This is a genomic window from Amycolatopsis sp. NPDC058986 (genome assembly GCF_042741125.1).
Lineage (GTDB): Bacteria > Actinomycetota > Actinomycetes > Mycobacteriales > Pseudonocardiaceae > Amycolatopsis.
In genome coordinates this window covers 1-22,033 of sequence record NZ_JBHYJW010000050.1, presented here as the reverse complement: position 1 = coordinate 22,033, position 22,033 = coordinate 1, and the positions used below count along the sequence as shown (strand labels likewise).

Annotated in this window: 22 protein-coding genes; 7 read left to right on the top strand and 15 right to left on the bottom strand. The window is 69.2% G+C overall.

Annotated elements, in window-relative coordinates:
• Window positions 1-2: 2 nt before the first annotated feature.
• Complete coding sequence (locus tag ACFW0G_RS33785) at window positions 3-833, bottom strand: substrate-binding periplasmic protein (protein WP_378329529.1); 831 nt, start codon at window positions 831-833, stop codon at window positions 3-5.
• 155 nt (window positions 834-988) lie between these two features.
• Complete coding sequence (gene purB / locus ACFW0G_RS33780) at window positions 989-2,419, bottom strand: adenylosuccinate lyase (protein WP_378329528.1); 1,431 nt, start codon at window positions 2,417-2,419, stop codon at window positions 989-991.
• Between the two features lie 59 nt (window positions 2,420-2,478).
• Here purB and ACFW0G_RS33775 point away from each other — a divergent pair, with 59 nt between their 5' ends.
• The gene (locus ACFW0G_RS33775; protein WP_378329527.1) at window positions 2,479-3,462 is read left to right on the top strand and encodes a lactonase family protein; all 984 of its coding nucleotides are present in this window, start codon (window positions 2,479-2,481) and stop codon (window positions 3,460-3,462) included.
• Here ACFW0G_RS33775 and ACFW0G_RS33770 read toward each other — a convergent pair.
• Genes ACFW0G_RS33770 through ACFW0G_RS33760 form a run of 3 tightly spaced genes read right to left on the bottom strand, consistent with a single transcriptional unit; the run spans window position 3,455 to window position 5,316 of the window.
• Window positions 3,455-4,066 carry a TetR/AcrR family transcriptional regulator gene (locus ACFW0G_RS33770; protein ID WP_378329526.1) on the bottom strand — a complete coding sequence of 204 codons (612 nt, stop codon included), beginning with the start codon at window positions 4,064-4,066 and terminating at the stop codon, window positions 3,455-3,457. The genes ACFW0G_RS33775 and ACFW0G_RS33770 overlap by 8 nt on opposite strands.
• A 37-nt stretch (window positions 4,067-4,103) precedes the next feature.
• A complete protein-coding gene (locus tag ACFW0G_RS33765; protein ID WP_378329525.1) occupies window positions 4,104-4,814 on the bottom strand; it encodes a hypothetical protein in 711 nt (236 codons plus the stop codon).
• On the bottom strand, window positions 4,807-5,316 hold the full coding sequence (locus ACFW0G_RS33760; RefSeq protein ID WP_378329524.1) for a SigE family RNA polymerase sigma factor: 510 nt from the start codon (window positions 5,314-5,316) through the stop codon (window positions 4,807-4,809). The genes ACFW0G_RS33765 and ACFW0G_RS33760 overlap by 8 nt, the downstream gene beginning before the upstream one ends.
• 135 nt (window positions 5,317-5,451) lie before the next feature.
• On the opposite strand from ACFW0G_RS33760, the gene ACFW0G_RS33755 reads away from it, so the two are divergent.
• The 3 genes from ACFW0G_RS33755 (at window position 5,452) to ACFW0G_RS33745 (ending at window position 7,998) form a co-directional block, all read left to right on the top strand.
• Complete coding sequence (locus tag ACFW0G_RS33755; RefSeq protein ID WP_378329523.1) at window positions 5,452-6,474, top strand: threonine aldolase family protein; 1,023 nt, start codon at window positions 5,452-5,454, stop codon at window positions 6,472-6,474.
• A gap of 15 nt (window positions 6,475-6,489) precedes the next feature.
• Window positions 6,490-7,068 carry an HAD family hydrolase gene (locus tag ACFW0G_RS33750; RefSeq protein WP_378329522.1) on the top strand — a complete coding sequence of 193 codons (579 nt, stop codon included), beginning with the start codon at window positions 6,490-6,492 and terminating at the stop codon, window positions 7,066-7,068.
• A gap of 90 nt (window positions 7,069-7,158) precedes the next feature.
• The gene (locus ACFW0G_RS33745) at window positions 7,159-7,998 is read left to right on the top strand and encodes an SAM-dependent methyltransferase (RefSeq protein WP_378329521.1); all 840 of its coding nucleotides are present in this window, start codon (window positions 7,159-7,161) and stop codon (window positions 7,996-7,998) included.
• Between the two features lie 21 nt (window positions 7,999-8,019).
• Here ACFW0G_RS33745 and ACFW0G_RS33740 read toward each other — a convergent pair whose 3' ends face one another.
• The 3 genes from ACFW0G_RS33740 to ACFW0G_RS33730 all read right to left on the bottom strand — a co-directional run bounded on the left by ACFW0G_RS33740 (window position 8,020) and on the right by ACFW0G_RS33730 (window position 10,496).
• A complete protein-coding gene (locus tag ACFW0G_RS33740) occupies window positions 8,020-8,205 on the bottom strand; it encodes a hypothetical protein (protein WP_378329520.1) in 186 nt (61 codons plus the stop codon).
• 133 nt (window positions 8,206-8,338) lie between these two features.
• A complete protein-coding gene (locus ACFW0G_RS33735) occupies window positions 8,339-9,544 on the bottom strand; it encodes a pyridoxal phosphate-dependent aminotransferase (protein WP_378329519.1) in 1,206 nt (401 codons plus the stop codon).
• Between the two features lie 10 nt (window positions 9,545-9,554).
• Window positions 9,555-10,496: a TetR/AcrR family transcriptional regulator C-terminal domain-containing protein gene (locus tag ACFW0G_RS33730; RefSeq protein WP_378329518.1), complete on the bottom strand. Its 942-nt coding sequence runs from the start codon at window positions 10,494-10,496 to the stop codon at window positions 9,555-9,557.
• A gap of 174 nt (window positions 10,497-10,670) precedes the next feature.
• On the opposite strand from ACFW0G_RS33730, the gene ACFW0G_RS33725 reads away from it, so the two are divergent.
• Window positions 10,671-11,864 (top strand): FAD-dependent monooxygenase, encoded by a 1,194-nt coding sequence (locus ACFW0G_RS33725; protein ID WP_378329517.1) that lies wholly within the window; start codon window positions 10,671-10,673, stop codon window positions 11,862-11,864.
• A gap of 319 nt (window positions 11,865-12,183) precedes the next feature.
• Here ACFW0G_RS33725 and ACFW0G_RS33720 read toward each other — a convergent pair whose 3' ends face one another.
• The 7 genes from ACFW0G_RS33720 to purD all read right to left on the bottom strand — a co-directional run bounded on the left by ACFW0G_RS33720 (window position 12,184) and on the right by purD (window position 18,649).
• Window positions 12,184-13,326: a transglycosylase SLT domain-containing protein gene (locus ACFW0G_RS33720; protein ID WP_378329516.1), complete on the bottom strand. Its 1,143-nt coding sequence runs from the start codon at window positions 13,324-13,326 to the stop codon at window positions 12,184-12,186.
• Between the two features lie 13 nt (window positions 13,327-13,339).
• A complete protein-coding gene (locus ACFW0G_RS33715) occupies window positions 13,340-13,657 on the bottom strand; it encodes a hypothetical protein (RefSeq protein WP_378329515.1) in 318 nt (105 codons plus the stop codon).
• Window positions 13,658-13,793: 136 nt separating this feature from the next.
• Window positions 13,794-14,567, bottom strand: a complete 774-nt coding sequence (locus ACFW0G_RS33710; protein ID WP_378329514.1) for an ESX secretion-associated protein EspG — start codon at window positions 14,565-14,567, stop codon at window positions 13,794-13,796.
• A 2-nt stretch (window positions 14,568-14,569) separates the two neighbouring features.
• Window positions 14,570-16,252, bottom strand: coding sequence for a hypothetical protein (locus tag ACFW0G_RS33705; RefSeq protein ID WP_378329513.1), 1,683 nt, complete (start codon window positions 16,250-16,252; stop codon window positions 14,570-14,572).
• A gap of 10 nt (window positions 16,253-16,262) precedes the next feature.
• The gene (locus ACFW0G_RS33700) at window positions 16,263-16,874 is read right to left on the bottom strand and encodes a DUF3558 domain-containing protein (protein WP_378329512.1); all 612 of its coding nucleotides are present in this window, start codon (window positions 16,872-16,874) and stop codon (window positions 16,263-16,265) included.
• Window positions 16,858-17,253 (bottom strand): PE domain-containing protein, encoded by a 396-nt coding sequence (locus tag ACFW0G_RS33695; protein WP_378329511.1) that lies wholly within the window; start codon window positions 17,251-17,253, stop codon window positions 16,858-16,860. Before ACFW0G_RS33695 ends, ACFW0G_RS33700 begins: the two co-directional genes overlap by 17 nt.
• Before the next feature lie 121 nt (window positions 17,254-17,374).
• On the bottom strand, window positions 17,375-18,649 hold the full coding sequence (gene purD, locus ACFW0G_RS33690) for a phosphoribosylamine--glycine ligase (protein WP_378329510.1): 1,275 nt from the start codon (window positions 18,647-18,649) through the stop codon (window positions 17,375-17,377).
• 182 nt (window positions 18,650-18,831) lie between these two features.
• Here purD and ACFW0G_RS33685 point away from each other — a divergent pair, with 182 nt between their 5' ends.
• A complete protein-coding gene (locus ACFW0G_RS33685; RefSeq protein ID WP_378329509.1) occupies window positions 18,832-19,977 on the top strand; it encodes a glycerophosphodiester phosphodiesterase in 1,146 nt (381 codons plus the stop codon).
• A 183-nt stretch (window positions 19,978-20,160) separates the two neighbouring features.
• Window positions 20,161-21,711 (top strand): amino acid permease, encoded by a 1,551-nt coding sequence (locus ACFW0G_RS33680; protein ID WP_378329508.1) that lies wholly within the window; start codon window positions 20,161-20,163, stop codon window positions 21,709-21,711.
• The last annotated feature ends 322 nt before the right edge of the window (window positions 21,712-22,033 follow it).

The following is a 22,033-nucleotide window of genomic DNA, read 5'->3' as shown; positions in this document are numbered from 1 at the left end:
CGTCACACTCCGGGGTTGGTCACGGGGAGGCCGGCGCCGCCCTGTTCGAGTTCGGGCGCCACCGGGGCCTGCTTGAAGAACTGCGCGTGCAGCCGCGCGACCGTGCCGTCCGCGATCGCCTTGGCGATGCCGTCGTTCAGCTTCGCGATCAGGTCCTTGTTGGTCTTCGCGACGGCGTAGGCCGACGGCGTGTCCTTGTTCGGCTGGGTGAAGCCGAACTCCAGCGGCACGGCCGGGTTCTGGTCGAGATACTGCTGGCCGATGTCCTTCGGCACCACCCAGCCGTCCAGCGTGCCGTTCTTCAGCTGCGCGAAACCGGCGTTGTAGTCCGGGAACCGGACCACGTTCGCACCGGCGATCTTCCCGGCGAACTCGTCCTGGACCGAGGCCTGGACCACGCCGAGCCGCTTCCCGGCGAACGCGGCCGGGTCCTTGAGGTTCGCGTCCTTCTTGGTCACGATCGTGGTGTAGCCGACGTCGTAGCCGTTGGTGAACGCGACGGTCTTCTTGCGCGCATCGGTGGTCGAGATGGTCGAGCTGCCGATGTCGAACTTGCCGTTCGCGACGCTGGCGAGCAGGCCGGCGAACTCCGTGCCGACGAACTCGACCTCGAACCCCTCGCGCTTGGCGATGTCGCGCAGCAGCTCGTTGTCGTACCCGGTGAAGGTGCCGTTCTGCAGGTAGATCGACGGCGGCGCGTCACTCAGCGTGCCCACCCGCAGCGTCTTCTTGTCCGTGCCGGCGGCGCCCGACGACGAGCCGCAGGCCGCGAGGCTCAGCGCGAGCGCTCCGGTGGTGACGACGGCGGCAATTCTCGACAGCGTGGATCTCATCGCTTCTTCCGTGGGTAGGCGCGCGCATGCGCGATACAACACGCCAGGCCGCGGGGTAGGCGGCCCGGCGCTCCGGTTTCCAGCGGTCGAGATTAGGGATTTCGCCCGTTCGAGTAATTCCGTCTCACTCTGTGAACGGTTTCAGGTGCCCTTGCTCACAGGATGGGCTGAGGCGCATACTCGCGCGCCTCCGGGAAGCGCTCCAGCACCGCTTCGACCCGCCGCGCGACCTCCTCGACCTGGCGCGGCGCGACCCCGGTGAACGAGATCCGGTCGGCGAGCAGCTTGTCCAGCTCACCGCGGTCCAGCGGGATGCGCTCGTCGGCGGCGAGCCGGTCCAGCAGATCGTTCTCGGCCAGCCCGCGCTCGCGCATTTCCAGCGCGACGGCGACGGCGTTCTCCTTGATCGCCTCGTGCGCGGTCTCCCGGCCGACCCCGGCCCGCACCGACGCCATGAGCACCTTCGTGGTGGCGAGGAACGGCAGATAACGGTCCAGTTCGCGTTCGACCACCGCGGGGAAGGCGCCGAACTCGGCGAGCACCGTGAGGAACGTCTCCAGCAGGCCGTCGAGCGCGAAGAACGCGTCCGGCAGCGCGACCCGGCGGACCACGGAGTCGGAGACGTCACCCTCGTTCCACTGGTCGCCGGCGAGTTCGCCGATCATCGACAGGTACCCGCGCAGCACGACGGCGAGGCCGTTGACCCGCTCACAGGAACGCGTGTTCATCTTGTGCGGCATCGCCGACGAGCCGACCTGGCCGGGCTTGAAGCCCTCGGTGACCAGCTCGTGCCCCGCCATCAGCCGGATCGTCTTGGCCAGGCTCGACGGCGCGGCCGCCAGCTGGACCACAGTGGACAGTACGTCGAAGTCGAGCGACCGCGGATAGACCTGGCCGACGCTGACGAATCCTTGTTTGAAGCCGAGATGCTCGGCCACCCGCGACTCCAGCGCGTCCAAAGTGGACTCATCGCCGAGCAGGTCGAGCATGTCCTGCGCGGTGCCGACCGGGCCCTTGATGCCCCGCAGCGGGTACCGCTCGATCAGGTTGTCCAGCCGGGCGAACGCGACGAGCAGTTCGTCGGTGGCGGTGGCGAACCGCTTGCCCAGCGTGGTCGCCTGCGCGGCGACGTTGTGCGAGCGACCGGCCATCACCAGGTCGGCATGCTCGACGGCGAGTGCCGCCAGCCGCGAGAGCACCGCGGCGACGCGGGTCCGCATCAGCTCGAGGGAACGCAGCAGCTGCAGCTGTTCGACGTTCTCGGTAAGGTCCCGCGAGGTCATTCCCTTGTGGACGTGCTCGTGCCCGGCCAGCGCGTTGAACTCCTCGATCCTGGCCTTGACGTCGTGCCGTGTGACGCGCTCGCGGGCGGCGATCGAATCGAGGTCGACCTGCTCCAGCACCCGCTCGTAGTCGGCGACGACGCCGCTCGGCACCGCGACCCCGAGGTCGGCCTGCGCGCGGAGCACGGCGAGCCACAGCTCGCGCTCCAGCACGACCTTGCGCTCCGGCGACCACAGCGAGACCAGCTCGGTGGAGGCGTAGCGGGCGGCGAGCACGTTCGGAATGCGGGGCTTGTCCGTCACGACCTCACGATACTCGGCGTGCTTGCGTCCAGCCGCAGGCGGCCGGAACACTCGGCGCCATGGATCTTGTCCTCGTAGGTGGCTACGGGCCCACCGGCATCGTGATCTTCCGCCGCTCGGCCACCGGCCAGCTGACCCACGCGGGGACACTGCCGATGGAGTCGCCGTCCTGGCTGACCCGGCACCCGGCGCTGCCGATGCTGTACGCGGCCAACGAAACCGCGGACGGCGCGATCACGTCGGTCCGTATCGAGGACTCCGGCACGCTCATCGCGCTGGACACCGTCGACAGCGGCGGCGCCGACCCGTGTCATCTCGCGGTCACCCAGGACGGCCGATTTCTGTTGTGCGCCAACTATTCCAGCGGCAGCCTCGCGGTGTTCGGGCTCGACAGCGACGGACGGATCACCGGCCGGACGGATCTGGTGCGGCACACCGGACGTGGCCCGGCGGAGGGCAGGCAGGACAGCGCCCACGTGCACATGGCGGTGCCGGGCATCGACGATCTCGGCACGATCGTCAGCGCGGTCGACCTCGGCACCGACGAAATCCGCAGCTACCGGCTCTCCCCGGAGGGAAAGCTCCATGAGTTCGCGGTCTCGACGGTGCCCTCCGGCACCGGACCGCGACAGCTGATCCGGCGGCCCGGGACGGATCTCGCCTACGTCGTGGGCGAGCTGGCGGGGACGCTGGTCACGATGCGCGAGATCAGGCCCGGCGCGTTCGAGGTCGTTGCGGTCACGCCGTCGACGCACGCCGCGGACACCACACCGAACCTGGTCGCGCACGTGGAGCTGGACGGCGACCGGCTGTACCTGTCCAGTCGCGGACCGGACTGCGTCACGGAGTTCACCCTCGACCCGGCGGCCCTCGCGGCCACCGACCATCCGAGCGGCGCCGAGCCACGCCATTTCGCACTGGCCGACGGGATGTGTTTCGTGGCGGCGCAGAACGACGACGCGATCACCGTGTTCCCGCTCGACGGCTCCGGCGAACCGGCGCGCTATCCGACCCCCCGGCCCAGCTGCGTGCTGTTCAGCTGACCCCGGCGTTCTCGGTCAGGGCGGTCCGCAGCATGCGTGCCGCCGCGGCGCGCGGATCGGGGTCGACCTCGATCAGCGCGTTGACCACGGCGCCGTCGACCAGCGCGACCAGTTTCTCCAGCTCGGCGTCGGTCACCGGGGTCCCGGACCTGGTGAACGTCTCCATCAGCAGCTCTTTGAACTGCTCGCTCAGCGTCCGCATGATCGGCCGCAGGTACTTCCGGCGGCCGGTGGCGACCAGCCGCTCGTACCGCAGCAGCACCGCCTCGGCGTCGGTCTCGGGATCCCCGGTGGCGGGCCCGAGCAGCATGTCCAGCGCCAGCTCGATGGTCGCCTGGACCCCGCGGTTGCGGGTGGCCATCTCCTCCAGCCGACGACGCCCGGCGGCGAGTTCGATCCGGGAGTGGTGCTCGACGGCGGTGGTGACGAGGTCTTCGAGCGAGTCGAAGTAGTACGTCGTGGAGGCAAGGGGCAGGCCGGCGCGTTCGGCGACCGCGCGGTGGCGCACGGCGTCGAATCCGCCTTCGGCCAGCAGCTCCGCCGCCGCCTCGGCGAGCGCGGTGCGCCGGCGTTCACCCTTGGGCGTGGTGGCAGCAGCGGTCATGGGCCTTCATTGTGCCAGCTCCGCCCGCGGCACCCGGTCAGAACCGCGCGGCGAGGTCACCCGCGATGCGGCCGAGGTCACCCGCGAAGGGGACCGGCCGCCCCGGCGTCCCCGCGACGCTGATCAGCACCACCGTCCCGCCGCTGCGGGCCGGAAGCCGCGTGATCGACGCACCTGCGGGCTGCCGCGGCACTTCGGCCGGGATTCCGGCGGGGAAAACCGCGGCGGAGATGATGCCGTCGGGCAGCGGGAACCCCGCGGCCCGGGCGCCCGTCGTACAGGCGCCGCCCGGTGAAGCCCCATCGGCGGCGACAGGGACCGGGAGCTCGCCAGCGAGGGCTGTGGCGAGCTCCCGGTCTACCTGCTCGCACCCGGAGGTGCCTTCGACCCGAGGGCCGGTCCTCCCGTCTCCGTCGCCCCCCTGCTGGGGCGACGCCGACGAGAAGTTCGGTGACTCACCCGATGGACGTGCGGGCCCCGCGCTCGGTTGCTCCGGGGCCGGAGCCGAGTTCGCCCTGACCCCCGAGGAGGCCGAATCCGGTGCCCCGAACTGGGCATTCGACACAATTCCGAAAATTCCCGCCCCCGCGAGGACGAGGACGACCGCACTCGTCGACACGGCGAGACGCGAACGGCGCCGCGCCGTCTGCCGCTTCGACTCGGCGACGACGTCGGATTCGCTGAAGGTCGAGGGCGGTGGTTCGCCGGGCGCGGCGGAGAACAACGTCTCGAGGTCGCGCTCATCCATTGGTCTCCACCTCCCGTTCCAGAACCTGTTTCAGATTCGCCAGCCCGCGCGCGGTCTGGCTCTTGACGTTGCCCTCGCTGCAGCCCAGCGCCTTCGCGGCGGCACTGACGTCGAGCCCTTCGAAGAAGCGCATGACCAGGACCGCGCGCTGCTTCGGCGGTACCTCGCGCAACGCCGCGAGCAGGTCTTCCCTGGTGGCGACACGTTCGGCGAGGCCGGGCCCGTCCTGTGCGGGCTCGGGCAGCTCGTCGGTCTGCCGTTCCCGCCGCCACGGGCGCCGGGACTCGTCGATCGACGCCCGTACCAGGGTCTTGCGCACGTAGGCGTCCGTCGCCCCGCGATCCCTGATCTTCTTCCACCTCCGGTGCAGCGCCACGAACGCCGTCTGCGCGAGGTCGTCCGCGCGATGCCAGTCGCCGCAGAGCATGTACGCGGTCCGGCGCACGGCGTCCCGCCTTGCGGCGAAGTACTCCGCGAACTCCTGCTCGTCGCGCTGGTCCACGCGCAGTCGTGCTCCACTCTGTTTGTCGTCGGCGGTAGGACGGAACCGGGGGCGTCCACGGTTGCACGGCCCGCGAAGTTCGACCAGCCTCCTGCCGCATTGATCCACGCACGGCCCGTGTGATGTGATCGGACCGTGACCTGGACGCCACAGCCGCTCGACTTCCGCTCCGACACTGTCACCCGGCCGGATGAAACGATGCGCAGGGCGATGGCCGCGGCCGAGGTCGCCGACAACGTCATCGACACCGATCCGACGATCGCCGAACTCGAACGGCGCGCGGCGCAAGTGCTGGGCATGCCCGCCGCGCTGTGGGTCCCGAGCGGCACGATGGCCAACCTGATCGCGCTGACCGCGCACCTGCGCCGCGGCGACCGGTTCCTCGCGATGCGCGGCGCCCACGTGCTGAACAACGAACTCGGCTCCGCCGCGTGGCTCGCGGGCGGGATGCCGGAACCACTGGAACACGACGCCGGGCCCGGCCGGGCCACCGCCGAGGCCCTCGAACTGGCGATCGGCGCGCAGGGCCCGTACTACACACTGCGCACTTCGTTGCTGTGCCTGGAAAACACGCACAACGCGGCGGGTGGGGCGGTGACTCCGCCGGACGAGCACGCGCGGTTGCTCGCCGTGGCCAAGCAGGCCGGGCTGAAAGTCCACCTCGACGGCGCGCGGATCTGGCACGCCGCGGTCGCGCTCGGAGTGCCGCCCGCCGCGCTGACCGTCGGCGTCGACACCGTGTCGGCCTGCTTCAGCAAGGGCCTCGGCGCGCCGGTCGGCTCGGTCGTGGCGGGAACGCCGGACTTCGTCGAGCAGGCGCGGCGGACGCGGCAGATGCTCGGCGGCGGGGTCCGCCAAGGCGGGGTGCTCGCGGCCGCCTGCCTCGTCGCACTCGACCGCGTGGACGAGCTGGCCGAGAGCCACGAGAACGCCCGCCGGCTCGCGGCCGGTGTCGCCGAGCACGGCTGGCCGGTGGTGACCCCGGAGACCAACATCGTGCTCGCCGAGGTCGCCGACGTCCCGGCGGCGCTGGAGTGGCTCGGCTCGCTCGGCATCCTGGCACTCCCGATGGCGGGCCGGGTGCGGTTCGTGCTGCACCGCGACCTGTCCGCCGCCGACGTCGAAGAAGCACTGCGCCGCATCAAGGCCGGTGCCTGAACTGATGGGGGATCGATGAACTGGATCGTGTTCGACTACGGCGACGTGCTGAGCAGGCGGACCGCCGCGCTGCCGAAACTCGCCGCGACGCTGGGTGTCGAGGCCGGGCGGCTGGAGGAGCACTACTGGGCGCTGCGGGAGCCGTACGACCGCGGCTGCGGCGACCTCGAGTACTGGCAGTCGGTCGGGAAGGCGCTCGGCGTCGAGGTCGACGAAGCGAAGAGCGAGGAGCTGACCAGCATCGATGTCGAAGGCTGGTCCCATCTCGAACCGTCCTCGGCCGAACTGCTGGACACGCTGGGCGAGGCGGGCGCGGCGCTCGCGCTGCTGTCCAACGCGCCGTCGTCCTTCGGCCGCTGGGCGCGGGCACAGGACTGGGCGCGGCATTTCCGCGTCACGCTGTTCTCCGGCGATCTGGGCTGCGTGAAACCGGACGAGCGGATTTACCGGATCCTGCTCGACCGGCTCGGCGCGGCACCGGCGGACTGTCTCTTCTTCGACGATCGAAAGTCCAATGTGGACGCGGCGGTGGCGCTCGGAATCCGGGCCCACGTATGGGACGGTGCCGACGCGGCGAAGGCCGCGCTCGGCTGAAAATCACCCACACGGCAGATCCGCCTACACAGGGTCAATAGCGTGGGCCTAAGCTGGCTTCACCCAAACCGACTTCCCGCGGTAGGTGACATGCCCGCACACGATCCGCCGTCCGATCGCCGGCCGGCCGTGCTGCCGTCCGACTTCGATCGGCCGAGCATCGCGCGGGTTTTCGACGCCTTGATGGACGGGCAGGACAACTACGCGGTCGACCGCGCGGTGGTGCGGCAGATTCTGGACATCGCGCCCGACTCGTCGAGGATGGCGAAGGAGGTGCGGGCCTGGCTCGTGCGCGCGGTCCGGTTTCTCACCGAGCGGATGCGGATCGACCAGTTCCTCGACCTCGGCTCGGGCTTCCCGACCGTGGAGAACACGCATCAGGTGGCGCAGCGGTACAACTCCGAGGCGCACGTCGTCTACGTCGACAACGACCCGGTCGTGCAGGCGTACGGCCGCGCGTTGCTCGAAGAGAACGAGTACACCCACATCTCCGGCAGCGACCTGCTCGATCCCGACGCCACGCTGTCCGACGAGACGCTGGTGCGGAACCTCGACTTCCGCAAGCCGACGGGGCTGATCATGTGCGCGATCATCCACCACATCACCGACCTCGAACGGGCGCGGAACGTGGTGAAGGCCTACGTCGAGGCAATGGCGCCGGGTTCGTACCTCGTCCTGCTGCACCAGCACAACCCCGCCGACGGGAGCGAAGCCGCCGACGTGGCGACGGCGCTGGAGAAGCGCTTCGGCGGTACCGGGCTCGACACGCTCTACCGCACCCGCGAGGAGATCGAGTCGTTCTTCGACGGCTTGGATCTCGTCAAGCCCGGGCTGACCTATCCACACCAGTGGTGGCCGGAGGGGCCGCGCCTCGCCAAGCTGGCGCCCGTGAACTTCACGTCGCTGGCAGGCGTGGCGCGGATCCCGTGACCGGCCGTCAGCTCACCGGTTTCACTGATTGATGCGCCTGGGGTCCTTCTTGCCGGTGATCGCGCGGTAGCCGGCGGCGCCGAGGAACAGCACCCCGCCGATCACGGCGATCCACAGGATCGCCTTGAACACGAACCCGATCACCGAGCCGAGCACCATGAACGCCACCCACGCGACGACAAGCGCTCCGACGATCTTCCAGAACATGGCTCCTCCGATTGCGTCCCCGCGCCCTGCCGGCCCGGTATGGCCAGCGTCCCACCCTCGACGCGAAAACTCTCTCGAACCGGCCAACGTTCAGGGGGATCTCCGGGTTCCCCCTGAACGTGTCCGGACGTCCTCAGCCGAGCCAGGCACCGATGCGCCGGACGCCCTCGTCGATGTCCTCGGCCGAGCCCGCGAACGAGAACCGCACGAACTTCCCGCCGTCGACCGGGTCGAAGTCGACGCCGGGTGCGATGGCGACGCCGGTGTCGGCGAGCAGCCGCTGACACCAGCTCAGGCTGTCGGTGGTGTACGCGGACACGTCGGCGTAGGCGTAGAAGGCCCCTTCGGCGGGGGCGAGCTTGTCGATTCCCACCTCACGTAACCCGGCGAAGAGCCGGTCGCGGTTGGCGCGGTAGCGCTCGACGTGGCCGTCGGCCTCGGCATAGGACTCCGGTGTGAACGCGGCGACGGCGGCGTGTTGCGAGACCGCGGGCGGGCAGATGGTGAAGTTGCCGGTCAGGACGTCGACGGCGCGGTGGAGCCGCTGCGGCACCAGCATCCAGCCGAGCCGCCAGCCGGTCATCGCGAAGTACTTCGAGAAGCTGCCGAGGACGAGCGCCTCGTGCCCGTACTGCCAGGCACAATCCAACTGTGTCGATGCGCCCTCGGCGGGAATACGTACCTCGGGCGGTGCGCCGTAGGAGATGCCGTGGTAGATCTCGTCGCTGATCAGCTGGACGCCGTGGGACGAGCACCAGCCGCTGATCGCGGCCAGCTCACCGGGCGGCAGCACGGTACCGGTCGGGTTGCTCGGGGCGGCCACGATGAGCCCGTCGATCGGGCCGAGTTCGTCGAGCAGGGCCACCGTGGGCTGGAAGTTCGTCTCCGGGCCGGTGGCGAACTCGACGACCTCGCAGCCGAGCACATGCAGCAGGTTCCGGTAGGCCGGGTAGCCGGGCCTTGCCATCGCGACCCGAGCGCCGGGATCGAACGCGCTGAGGAACGACAGCAGGAAGCCGCCGGAGGAACCGGTCGTCATGACGACGTCCTGCGAGGAGACGTCGAGCCGGTATTTCCGCTGGTAATGCCCGGCCACCGCTTCGCGCAGCTCGGGAATGCCGAGCTGTTCGGTGTACCCGAGGGTCCGCGTCGACAAAGCTTCTTGCGCGGCCTTGAGCACGGGCGCGGGGGCGGGCGCCGACGGCTGGCCCGCGCAGAGCGCGACCAGATCACCATGGCTGCGCTGCCGGGCCTGTGCCGCGGAAAGGACGTCCATGACGTGGAACGGGGGAACTCCGGCCCGCAGCGCGGGCCCGGCGAAAGCACCGAGGTCGACCATGTCCTGCAGGCTAACCCGGCTGATGGGGCCGGCCCCGATGTGCCGCGGTGCGGGCGATCAAGGTCCCGTAGCCGTCGAGCAGGCGTTGCAGGCCGAACCCGAACAGCCGATCCAGCTCGAAGTCGAAGTCGCCGCGGGCGATGACGGCGGCGAAGGACGGGTAGCGGCCCTGGGCGATCAGCTCGAACAGCACGGGCTCGTGTTCGGCCAGCCATTCCTCGTCCGAGCGCGCGGACCCGGCCTCGGCTTCGGCCTCCCACTCGAAGTTCAGCGCCGTCGCACGGACGTAGTTGAACAGCGTGATGTGCGCGTACATGATCGTCGAATGCGCGAGGCCGTGGCCGTCGAGCGCGCGGACGGCCCATTCGGCGTGGTCGAGCAGGTTCGGCAGCGGCTGCGGGCGGGTGACCGAAAGCGCCTGCGCGAGCCAGGGATGCCGCCGGAACAGCTGCCATTGACGCGTGGCCAGCAGTTCGAGCTGCGCCCGCCAGCCCTCCGGCGGCGTCGCCGGGAAGGTGACTTCGCCGAGGACGAGGTCGGCCATTTCGAGCACGAGATCGTCCTTCTTGGGCACATGACGGTAGAGCGCCATCGTGGCGACACCGAGTTCCGACGCGATCCGCCGCATCGCGAGCGCGCCGATGCCCTCGGTGTCGGCGATGCGGACGGCGGCCCGCACGATGCTTTCGCGGGAAAGTTCGGCCTCCCGCTTCGGCACGCGACGCTCGGGCGCCTCGGCGACGACGGTCCCCGCGCCGGGACGGGTGACCACGACCCCTTCGTCCCGCAGGGTCGCGAGCACCTTGGTCGCGGTGGCCATCGCGACGCCCCAGTCCTTGACGATCTGGCGGGTCGACGGCACGCGTGCGCCCGGCGCCAGCTCGCCCGCGGCGATCCGCCGCCGGATCTCGGTGACGATCCGGCGGTAGGGCGGGTCCGGTTGAGGGCCCATTTCTCCTCCTAGTGCACTAGTGCGATCGCTCCTCAGAGCCTAGTGCGCTACTGGTCGCGAGCGTTCTCCGCACTAGTGCTCATACATCGCCTTTTCGCAGCTCTAGGTCAATGTTAGCCCTCATGCATACCTTGTACGCAGCGAACTTCGAAGCGACGTACACAGGGAGATATCATGACCGAGCGGAACATCCTGATCTCGGGTGCGGGCGTTGCCGGGATCACCCTGGCTTACTGGCTGCGCCGGCACGGCTTCCGGCCGACCGTCGTCGAGCGCGCCGAAGCGCCGAGGCGCGGCGGGCACGCGATCGACATCCGGGGCAGCGCGCTCGGCGTCGTCGAGCGAATGGGCGTGCTGGCCGACATCCGGCGGCTCAGCACCGACATGCGCGGGATGTCCTGGTACAACGCCCGCGGCCGGAAGCTGGTGGACGTCACCGAGCACACGCTGACCGGTGGTCTCGTCGACAGCGAGGACGTCGAGATCCTGCGCGACGAACTCACCGACATCCTCTACGCGGCGACCGACGGCGTCGAGTACGTCTTCGGCGACTCGATCACGGGACTGACCCAGACCCCCGACGGCGTCGACGTCACGTTCGCCTCCGGCACCTCCCGCACGTTCGACCTCGTGGTCGGCGCGGACGGTATCCACTCGGCGGTACGGCGGCTGGCGTTCGGGCCGGAAACGCGTTATCTGCACCATCTGGACACGTATCTGAGCGTGTTCACCATGCCGAACTACCTGAACCTGGACCGCTGGCAGGCCTTCCACATGTCGCCGGGACGACTCGCCGGCGTCTACAGCGCGCGGGGCAACACGGAAACGCGGGCGATGCTGGGCTTCGAATCGCCGGTGCTGGACTACGACCACCACGACCGCGCCCAGCAGGAAAAGCTGATCGCGGACGCGTTTCTGGGCGGCGGCTGGGAAATTCCGCGACTGCTGCGGGAAATGCGCTCGGCACCGGACCTGTATTTCGACTCGATGAGCCAGGTGCGCATGGATTCCTGGACCGCCGATCGCGTCACCCTGGTCGGCGACGCGGGATACGGCCCGTCGCCCTTGTCCGGCCAGGGAACCAGCCTGGCACTCGTCGGCGCGTACGTCCTGGCGGGCGAACTGCGAGCCGCGCACGGCGACCACCACACGGCGTTCGCTCGGTACACGGAGATCATGCGGCCGTTCGTGCTGAAGAACCAGGAACTGGCGATGTCGAACAAGCGCAGCCAGACCCGCGCCGCGCAATGGCGGCAGATCCAGAGCCTGCGCGCGCTGCGTTATCTGCCCTTCCGCAGCCAAATCATGCGAAAGGCGATGCAGCCGCTGACCGAATCCGCCAACACCGTCCGCCTCAAGGACTACTGACGATCCGTGAATGCCACATTGAGGGACCAGGAGTCTCTCAATGTGGTTCTCTCGCTAAGGATTCTGGGGCCGTGTGTGCTGCCGGTTGTGTTGCAGGACGCCTGGGGTGCGCTGGCCTGGGGTGCGTCAAGGGCGTCCCTGGGTGCGGTGGATGCACCCAGGGCGTCCCTCGGACATCCCCGCGCATGCCCCGGGGAAAGTGCCCACCAGCAAAGCCTGGAGTGCCGACCAGGCCGAAAGCCCGCAACAGCCGTCGCCCGTATCGAATGCAACCGACCATTACTGAGAAAACCTCAATGTGGCCTTCACGGACTTCGGCTCAGTAACCCTGGTAGGCACCGCCGTGCGCCATGGCCTTCAGACCGGGGACGTTGGCGATCGAACCGTATCGGCTGATCGAGTACTTCACGCCCGCGATGATGTTGTCCACCGGGTTGTAGATGTTGTCGTGCCCGGGCAGCTTGTGCGAGTTGAACGTCGAGTCGATGCACTGCATGAGCCCCTTCGACGGGTGCCCGGCAGCGGCATTGGAATCCCAGTTGTTGATCGCGTTGGGATTACCGCCCGATTCGTGCTGGATAATGGCCCAGATATTGGGGATGTCGGCCTCGGTGACGTTCACCCCGGCGGCCTGCAGCGCTTTGATCGCCTCCTGGATCCACTGCTGCACGTTGCCCGGCGGTGGCGACGAAGGCGGCCCGCCGCTGGGGCCGAGGCCACCGCCTCCACCACCGCCGCCCCCTCCACCGCCGCCTCCGCCGCCGTGGTTCGACATGGCGCCGTTGCTGTGGATGCCACCGGTGCTCTGCGGAATCGTCCCGTCCTTGCCCGGCGGTGGAACGTCCTTGTACCCACCCTCGATCTGAGTCTTCATCAGCTCCTGGGACTTCTCGATCTGCTTGTTCGCCGCGTCGAGAAGCCCCGCGACATCACCGTCGAACCCGGCGGTGATGGTGTGGATATCGGTCTGCGCCTGTTTGCGAATGGCGCCCTCGTCCGGGTTCGGAGCGGGTTTGTTCGCATCCTTGGCGTGCGCGTCGGCAGCGATCTTCGCCTTGGCGATGTCCGCTTCCGCCTTGCCGATGCGGTCGTTGACCGCCTTCTCGGCATCGACGAGTTTGTCGTGCGCTTTCTTCTTGATATCGCCAAGATCGGTCACGAGCCCGTCGAGGTCCCGGCCGACGTCTTCGAGGTGACTCTGTACCTTCGCGCCCGCAGTCGTGATCGACTTGACATAGTTGACGAAGTTGTCCGCGGCAGGGCCGGACCAGACCCCACCGTTCAGAGCATCGGTCGCCGACTTGAACGCAGCACTGTGGTCGCCCGCATTTTTGGCAGCCTCATGGAACTGCACCGACGCGTTGTGAATCGCGTCAAGATTGATTTTGGAGACCTGGTCGACCTTCTGCGTGAACGCGCCCCAGTTGTCCGGTGCCCCCACGCTGCCAGTATTCAAACCCACAGCTGTGTCCCCCTCAGTGGTTCCCGGTCTGGTGCAGCGTGACGTCGCTCTTCGCCACCTGGTCCGTCTCCGCGATCAGCCCGGCGGCCTTACGCAGCGCGAAGCTGGTGGCCTCCATGAGCTTGCCCGCCGCGTCGAATTCCTTGTGCACGCCCTGCTTGAACTGGCCGACCGCGCCGTGCGCGTCGTTCGCGCCGGTCAGACCGCCGAAGGGACTTTCCTTCTCGTGGTCCATGCCGGTGACCTTGTTCTTGGACTTCTCGAACTCGTCCTTGAGCTTCTCGACCTGCTTGGCGGCAATGCCCATGGAATCCGGGTCATACACAGGCACGGTTCGTCATCCCCTTCGAAGCTTGCGTCCACCTGGTGTGACGTCGGCACGACCAGGACGGTTCCCGCGCATACTGTAAGACTTCGGCTGCGCCCCGTGTGCGGATCTTCACCAAACTCCACCCCGGCGAGCAGATTCAGGCTTCGGCGAGCAGTTCCCGGACCCGGTCGGCGAGCAGTGCGTTGTCGGCCGGGGCGATGGTCGCCCAGTCGCTGCCGTCGGCGTCCTTGCCGAGCTGGAACAGGTACCGTCCGGCATCCGTGTCGTAGAAGGCGACGACGCGCGAGGTTCGGTGGGCGACGCCGTCGCGGCCGATGCGTTCGGCGCCGAATTGGCCGCGAGCTTCCTGGCCGAGCAGCATCCCCGCCAGTTCCTGGGCCTGAAACAGCGGGATCCGCCGATCCTCCAAGGCGGTGACCAGGGCTTTCGCCTCACCACGGGCATCGGCGTCGGCGGCCATCAGCACGTCGTGCGGGACACTGACGGCCTGGCCGACGCCGGGGTCCAGTTCGCCGGCGACCGAGACCGCGGCCTCGGGCAGCATGCCTTCGCGGGCCGGGATCAGCCAGACCTGCCCCTCGTCGACCACGCCCAGCAGCGCTTGACGGCCGAGGCTGACGGCGCGGCCGCGGATCTCCCGCTCCGCCCACACCCAGACGTCGACCGCGAGCTGCGGACGCGCCAGCAGGTGGAACATGTCGACCAGTTCGCCGGTCGCGCGGTGGCCGCGGGCGAGGCGCCGCGCGGCCAGTGACGACCAGGCCTGTTCGACCAGTTCCGCCCGCTCGGTGTGGGTGACGCCCGGAGTCGGCACGTCCAGCGCGACGTGGCGCTGTGGCAGGCCTTCGGCCTCCCAGAGCATGTCGAACTCCAGCGCGGACAGCACGAGGCTGCCGTTCTCGGCGGGCACGGTCAGCGCACATCCTTGTCGCCGATGACGTCCGGGGACACCATGCGCTGGTCCTCGAACAGGTCCTTGTCGTCCACGCCGTACCGGCGCACGTGCTCGGCGTCCTCGGGCTCCTGGCCGTCCTGCGGCGCGGCCTTGGAGAGCAGTTTGGCGTCACCACGCGACTGCTTCGGGCTGATCTGCTCCGACTTCCGCAACGCGACCGCCTCCTCCTCCGGCAGTTCGCCGACCGGGAGCGGGCCGACCTTGCCCCTGCCGGAACCCCCGGAGCCGAAGCCGCGGCCCTGCCGATCCCGCTCACCGCTCAGCGCGCCACCGATTCCGCCCGCGCCGATCGCGGCCGCACCCGCGCCCAGTTCGCCCGCGGACCCCACCGGTTTCGGCGCCACGACACCGGAGCCGCTGACGAGCCCCGGCTGCGGTGCCTGGCCGGGGAACTGGGGCGCGGCGCCGACCGTGCGGCCCTTGCCGAGCGCCTGATCGCCGCGGGTGTCGGAGCTTCCGGGCACTCCACGTCCCAGCGAGCCGTCGGCACCGGTCGTGCCGCCGGGCAGCGCGGCGCCGCCACCGGGGACCACAGGACGTCCCGGCTGCTGGCTACCGGTCGGACCAGGGCCGCCACCGGGGCCACCGCCCGTGCCACCGGAACCGCCGACGCCGGTGGTGCCGCCGACGGCCGGGCTGCCCGGCGCGCCGGGCGGGACGAACTCGCCGGTCGTAGGAGGCACCGCGGGCGTGGGCGCGAGACCCGGCCGCGCGGGCGCGGACTCGGTGGGTCCGCGCCCGGGCGCGTTCACCCAGCCGCTGGGCGCCGGAGCCGACTGCTTCGGAACACCGGCCGGTGCCGTCGGGGCAGAACTCGGTGCGGTGGGCTGATAGCCGGCCGGACTGCCCGAAGCGGTCTGCCGGGGAGCCTGCGCCGCGATGCCGTAGGCCGGGGTCGGCGGGTCGACCGGCGCGGGTGCCGGGGCCTGGTAGCGCACGGGCTGCGCCTGCGGCGGCGGCTCGACGTACTGCGAGCGGACCTCCGCCGCCGCGGGTTTCACGCTGCCGTCCGGGGTCAGGTCGACCGCCGAACCGGCGAGCGCGGTCGCGCCGAAGTCACCGACAGGCGCGGCTTTGAGCGCCTCCGGCTTGCTCAACGTCTCGGTGGAGAGCAGGTTTTCCCCGCTCTCCTTGGCGTATTCGTTCAACGCGGCGAGCGCCTGCCCCCTGGCGTTGTTCGCGGCGCTGACCTGACGCGCGTGGTCGGTCTCGAACCCGATCAGGCTCAGCACGGTGTCACCGAAGGTGAATCCGCCCGCCCCCTTGCGCACGGTTTCGGCGTCGGGAAGCTTGTACCGCGCCCGGTTGAACGCCTCGCCCTGCGCGAAGATCATCTCGGCGGCGTGGGTCACCTTCACCTTCGCGTCCTGGGAGAACCCGGCCTGCTCGGTGAACACCTGCCCGGCCTGGCCGCCCGCCTGGCTCTGCCATTCGACGCCCATCTTGGCCAGCTCGGTGCGCAGGGTGTGATCGGTTTGCGCGAGGGCGTCGGCGACCGACTTCAGCGCGTCCACCGCGACACCGATGCTGCCGATGCCGTCGCCGGTGGTCATCCGCTCGATCTCGGTGGCGATCGCGGTGTTGGTCCAGCCGTCGAAACGCTGGTCGCGGATCCTGCCCGCGAGCTCGGAGATCTTCACGCGCGCTCCCTCAGTTACGTGCTTTCAAGGTCTGCAGGGCGAGATCGGCCGCCTGCGCGGACATTTCGCACAGCCGCGGCTGGGTGAACGCGCCCGCGCTGATCGCGAACGCCTGCACCACGAGCGTCTGCCCGGAGGCGACGCCGACGAGCGTTTCACAGTCGGCAGGGGTGCCCGCGGCCCGGAAGTTCGTGATCGCGGGAAATCCGCCGACGGGGTTCGGCTGCGTGGTCATACTGTTCTTGCGCCGGGCACCGGTGAGCCATTCGGAGACGTCCGCACCGATCGTGCGGACGTGGTAGGCGAAGAACGGTTCGGTGTCCTTCGCGTCCAGCACGCAGGTCGGCCCGTCCGGCTGATCGGCGGCCGGACGCGGCGCGCCGGTGATCTTGAGCTGCGCCAGCTGCGGCTGGCTCAGCAGCGAACACGGATCGACGCCCTTGACCGGAAGATCCTTGGGGCGCGCCGGAAGTTCCGCGGCTTTCGCGCGCTGCGCGAGCGAACTGGCCGCGGTCTCCACCGGGTAAGGGGTGCCGTCCGTGCTGGACGAGCAGCCCGCGAGTGTCGCGGTGACGAGGACGCCACCGGCGAGCCACAGGCCGTGCCTACGTGCGGTGGCCACCGCGCTCCCTGAGTGCCGCGGCCTTGTCCGCCTCGCCCGTGTGGTACTTCTTCGCGGCCTCACGAAGCTGGGCGACGAGCCGGTGCAGCCCGGCCACGTACTCCCGGACCTGCCCCGCGTACGACTGGTCCCCGTCCGCGACCAGCCCGTTCCAGGCCTCGACGGCATGGGTGCTGACGATGTCCGCCGACGGACTGTCGATGCGCAGCCGGCCGAGCCGCGTGAGCAGCTTGTCCTCGAGCGCCTTGACCTGCTCCTCCACCACTTTCGCGACGGCGAGCAGCTTTTCCGGGTCGACCATGACGTCGGCGACGCCCGGCGCCACGGGGACGGCACCGGTCAGGTCGAGTCCCTCTGTGGTGGCTGGGGTTCCTGGCATGCGTTCCCCTGACGTGATACGGACGGTCACCGGCTGGCTGCATCGAGGCTACCAACGCGCGTGTAGCGACGGCCTCAATTCGGCGAAGTTCGCCGCCGTCCGGTTCCGTCCCGCCGGAGATTCACGCGTGCTGATCTGCCACCGGGGCCGTGACCTCGCCGTTCACCGCGCGCAGGGCGATGTCCGTGCGGTGGTGCGAACCGGCGAGGTGCACCTTCTCGACGATCTCGTACGCGTGCTTGCGCGCGGCCTTGAGCGTGCGACCGGTGCCGACGACCGAAAGCACGCGGCCACCGGAGGAAACGACAGCGCCGTCGTCGCGGCGGCGCGTGCCCGCATGCAGGACACCTTCCAGCTCCCCGCCGGTGATGACGTCACCCGTACGGGGTTTACCGGGGTAGCCGTCCGCGGCGACCACGACGGTCACCGCGGCGCCACCGGACCACTCGAGCGGCGGGTGCTCGGCGAGCTTGCCGGTCGCGGTCGCGTGCAGCAGGCCGGCGAGCGGGGACTCCAGCAGCGCCAGCACGACCTGCGTTTCGGGATCGCCGAAGCGGCAGTTGAACTCGATGACCTGCGGGCCTTCGGACGTCAGCGCGAGACCCGCGTACAGCAGCCCGGAGAAGGACGCGTCGCGCGCGACGAGTTCGTCGACGACCGGCTGCACGATCCTCGCGACGACGTCGTCGACGAGGTCTTCCGGCGCCCAGCCCAGCGGGGCGTACGCGCCCATACCGCCGGTGTTCGGGCCGGCGTCGCCGTCACCCACACGCTTGAAATCCTGCGCGGGCAGCAGCGGGACGACGGTGTGTCCGTCGACGAAGCAGAACAGCGACGCCTCCGGACCGTCCAAAAAGGACTCCAGGAGGACCGGGTGGCCGCCGTCGAGCAGCATCAGGGCGTGCTTGCGCGCGACCTCGATGTCCTTGGTGACCACGACACCCTTGCCCGCGGCGAGCCCGTCGTCCTTGACCACCCAGGTCGGGCCGAAGCGGCCGAGCGCCGCGTCGAGCCGAGCGGGCGTGTCCACGACCTCGCTGCGTGCCGTCGGCACGTTCGCCGCCGCCATGACGTCCTTGGCGAACGCCTTGGAGCCCTCGATCCGCGCGGCCGAGGCGGACGGGCCGAAGCAGGCGATGCCCGCCTTGCGCACGGCATCGGCGACGCCCGCGACGAGCGGGACCTCCGGCCCGACGACGACGAGGTCGGCCTGCCAGTCCTTGGCCAGTGCGGTCACCGCCGCCGGATCGGCGGCGTCGACGCCGAGCTGCTCGGACACCGCGGCGGTTCCGGCGTTGCCGGGGGCACAGGCGAGCGCGGTGACGGCGGGATCGCCGGACACCGCGAGGACCAGTGCATGCTCACGGGCGCCGGACCCGATTACCAATACGCGCACGCCGGACAGGGTACCGGCGGTCCCCGGCGCCGACACTTCGCCGTCACCCACGGCAGCGGTGGCCTCGAGGTGTTCACCCGGACGTCAGGCGTGCTTACGGGCAGCGACGCCGAGCGGATGCTTGCGCTGTCAAGGGTGGCGCGGTAAGTCGGGACCCGTCCCGGAAGCGAAAGAGGTTGCAGATGAAGCGCAAGCGTGTGGGCGTGCTCGCACTGACCGGTCTCGCCCTGCTCGGCGTCGCCGGACTGGCTGTCGGGCCCGCGAGTGCCGCTCCGGCGGACACTGTGGAGAGTCCGAATGCGGCGGGGTACGGCCGAGGGCACGATGACCCCGTGATCATCGGACACCGGGGCGCGCCCGGCTATCGCCCCGAGCACACGCTCGCCTCGTACGAACTGGCGTTCCGCCAAGGGGTGAACTGGGTCGACGTCGATCTCGTGCCCACCAAGGACGGTCAGCTCGTCGCGCGGCACGAACCGGAGATCGGCGGCACCACCGACGTCGCGAAGCACCCGGAATTCGCCTCGCGCAAGACGACGAAGGTGATCGACGGCACACCGCTGACCGGATGGTTCACCGAGGACTTCACGCTGGCCGAGCTGAAGACGCTGCGCGCGGTGGAGCGGATCCCGCAGAACCGGCCGAACAACCAGATGTACAACGGCCGCTACCAGATCGCGACGTACCAGGAGGTGCTCGACCTGACGAAGCGGCTCTCGCGCGAGCTGCACCGGACGGTCGGGACCTACCCGGAGGTCAAGCACTCGACGTACTTCCAGTCGATCGGGAACCCGACCGAGCCGAAGCTGGTGGCCATCCTCGACCGCAACGGGCTCAACCGCCGCAACGCGCCGGTGATCATCCAGTCGTTCGAGGTGTCGAACCTGATCGCCCTGCACAAGCAGGTGCGGGTGCCGCTGCTGCAGCTGACCGACGCGACCGGTGCGCCCGCCGACTTCGTCGCGAAGGGCGACAAGCGGACCTATTCCGATCTTGTTACGCCGCAAGGACTTCGTGAGGTCGCGAAGTACGCGGACTACCTCGGTCCCGCGAAGTCGCAGATCATCCCGCTGGACGCGGCGGGCAATCTGACGCAGCCGACGGCGATCGTCCGCGACGCCCACGCGGCGGGCCTGAAGGTCCAGCCGTACACGTTCCGTAACGAAAACCCGTTCCTGCCGAAGAACCTGCGCTCGTCGGACAAGCCCGACGCGTACGGGAACGTCTTCGCGGAGGAGGCAGCGTTCTTCAAGGCCGGTGTCGACGGCTTCTTCGCCGACCAGCCGGACACCGCGCTGGAATCACTGCACGACTTCCTCGGCCGCTGAGCCACGTCTGAAGTTCCCTTAAGGCCACCTTGCGGGCATCTGACGCCCGCAAGGTGGCCTTAACGGCATTTGGCGCCCCACTCTCGACCATGGGTTTTGACGAAACCTTGACACCCCTGGTGACCCGGGCTACTTTCTGCGGATCTCAATGGTCTGTCCGCATACCTTTCGAGAGGTAGCCCGATGGATGTCTCCGACCAGGCCAACACCAAACCCGCCGACGACGCGGCCGACGACGACAGCGCCCGCCTGCATCAGCTCGGCTACGCGCAGGAACTGAAACGGACGATGTCGGCGTTCGCCAACTTCGCCGTGTCGTTCACGATCATCTCCATCCTTTCGGGCTGCCTCACGCTGTACGGCTTCGGCATGAAGACCGGCGGACCGGCGGCGATGATCTGGGGCTGGCCGCTGGTCGGCCTGTTCGTCATCCTGGTCGGGCTCGGCATGGCCGAGGTCTGCTCGAGCTACCCGACCGCGGGCGGGTTGTACTACTGGGCGGCGAAACTGGCGCCGCGCAACGGTCCCGCCTGGTCGTGGTTCACCGGCTGGTTCAACCTGATCGGGCAGATCGCGGTCACCGCGGGCATCGACTTCGGCGCGGCGTTGTTCCTCAACGCCTTCCTCGACCTGCAATGGGGTTTCGCGGCGACACCGGGGCACACGATCCTGCTGCTCGCGATCATCCTGGTAGTGCACGGCGCGCTGAACACCTTCGGCGTACGGATCGTCGCGATCCTCAACAGCGTCAGCGTGTGGTGGCACCTGATCGGCGTATTGGTGATCGTCGGCGTGCTCGTGTTCGTACCGGCGAAGCACCAGGACGCGTCGTTCGTGTTCGGCAGTTTCCAGAACCAGACCGGCTGGGGATCGTCGGTGTACGTGTTCGCGCTCGGGCTGTTGCTGGCGCAGTACACACTGACCGGCTACGACGCCTCCGCGCACATGACCGAGGAGACGAAGAACGCGGCCAAGGCGGGGCCGCGCGGCATCGTCACGTCGATCATCGTTTCGCTGGTGGCGGGCTGGATCCTGCTGATCGGGCTGACCTTCGCGATCCAGGACTACGACGGCGCTGTCGGCTCGGCCACCGGTGTGCCACCCGCGCAGATCTTCATCGACGCGACCGGCGCGGTGACCGGAAAGTTCCTGCTGCTGATCTGCATCGGCGCGCAGCTGTTCTGCGGGATGGCGTCGGTGACGGCGAACTCACGGATGATCTACGCCTTCGCGCGCGACGGCGCGATCCCGGGCTCGAAGATCTGGCACCGCATCAACAAACGCACCCAGACACCGACGAACGCGGTGTGGCTCGCCACCGGTGGCGCGCTGATCCTGGCACTGCCGTACCTGTGGAGCGCGACGGCCTACGCGGCCGTGACGTCGATCGCGACGGTTGGTTTGTATGTGGCGTATGTGATCCCGGTGTTCCTGCGGGTGCGGATGGGTGACCGGTTCGAAAAGGGGCCGTGGAACCTGGGCCGGTGGGGAAAGCCGATCGGGATCGTCGCGAGCGTGTGGGTCGTCGTGATCTTCGTACTGTTCATGCTGCCGCAGGCCGCGCCGGTCACGGTGGACACGTTCAACTACACGCCGATCGCGTTCCTGGTCGTTCTCGGCGGAGCGGCGTTGTGGTGGGTCGTCTCGGCGCGAAAGTGGTTCACCGGCCCGAAAGTCCAAGGTAGCGCGGAGGAACTGGCGGCGGTGGAACGAGAACTCCAAGACCTCGGCTGACCTTGCGTCCTTTATGGACTCTGAGGTAGTGAAGGCCTCCTTACCGGCGCTGAGTGCCGTGAAGGAGGCCTTCACGGACTTGCCGTTCTAGCGCTGCGCACCCTGGTTGCGTGGCGCATGTCGCGAACGCGTCGTTCGGGACATGCGCCGTCACCAAAGGAGCGTTCGGGACACCGCAGTGGAACGGAACTTCAGGATCTCGGCAGCCTACGAGGCCCGGCTCCGAGAGCGCCCCAATGGGGATTTTTCATCCTGGTTTGTGCTGGTGGGGTGGGGTTGACGGGGTGGGGTAATGGTCAGGTTGTGGTGTCGCGGACGTGCT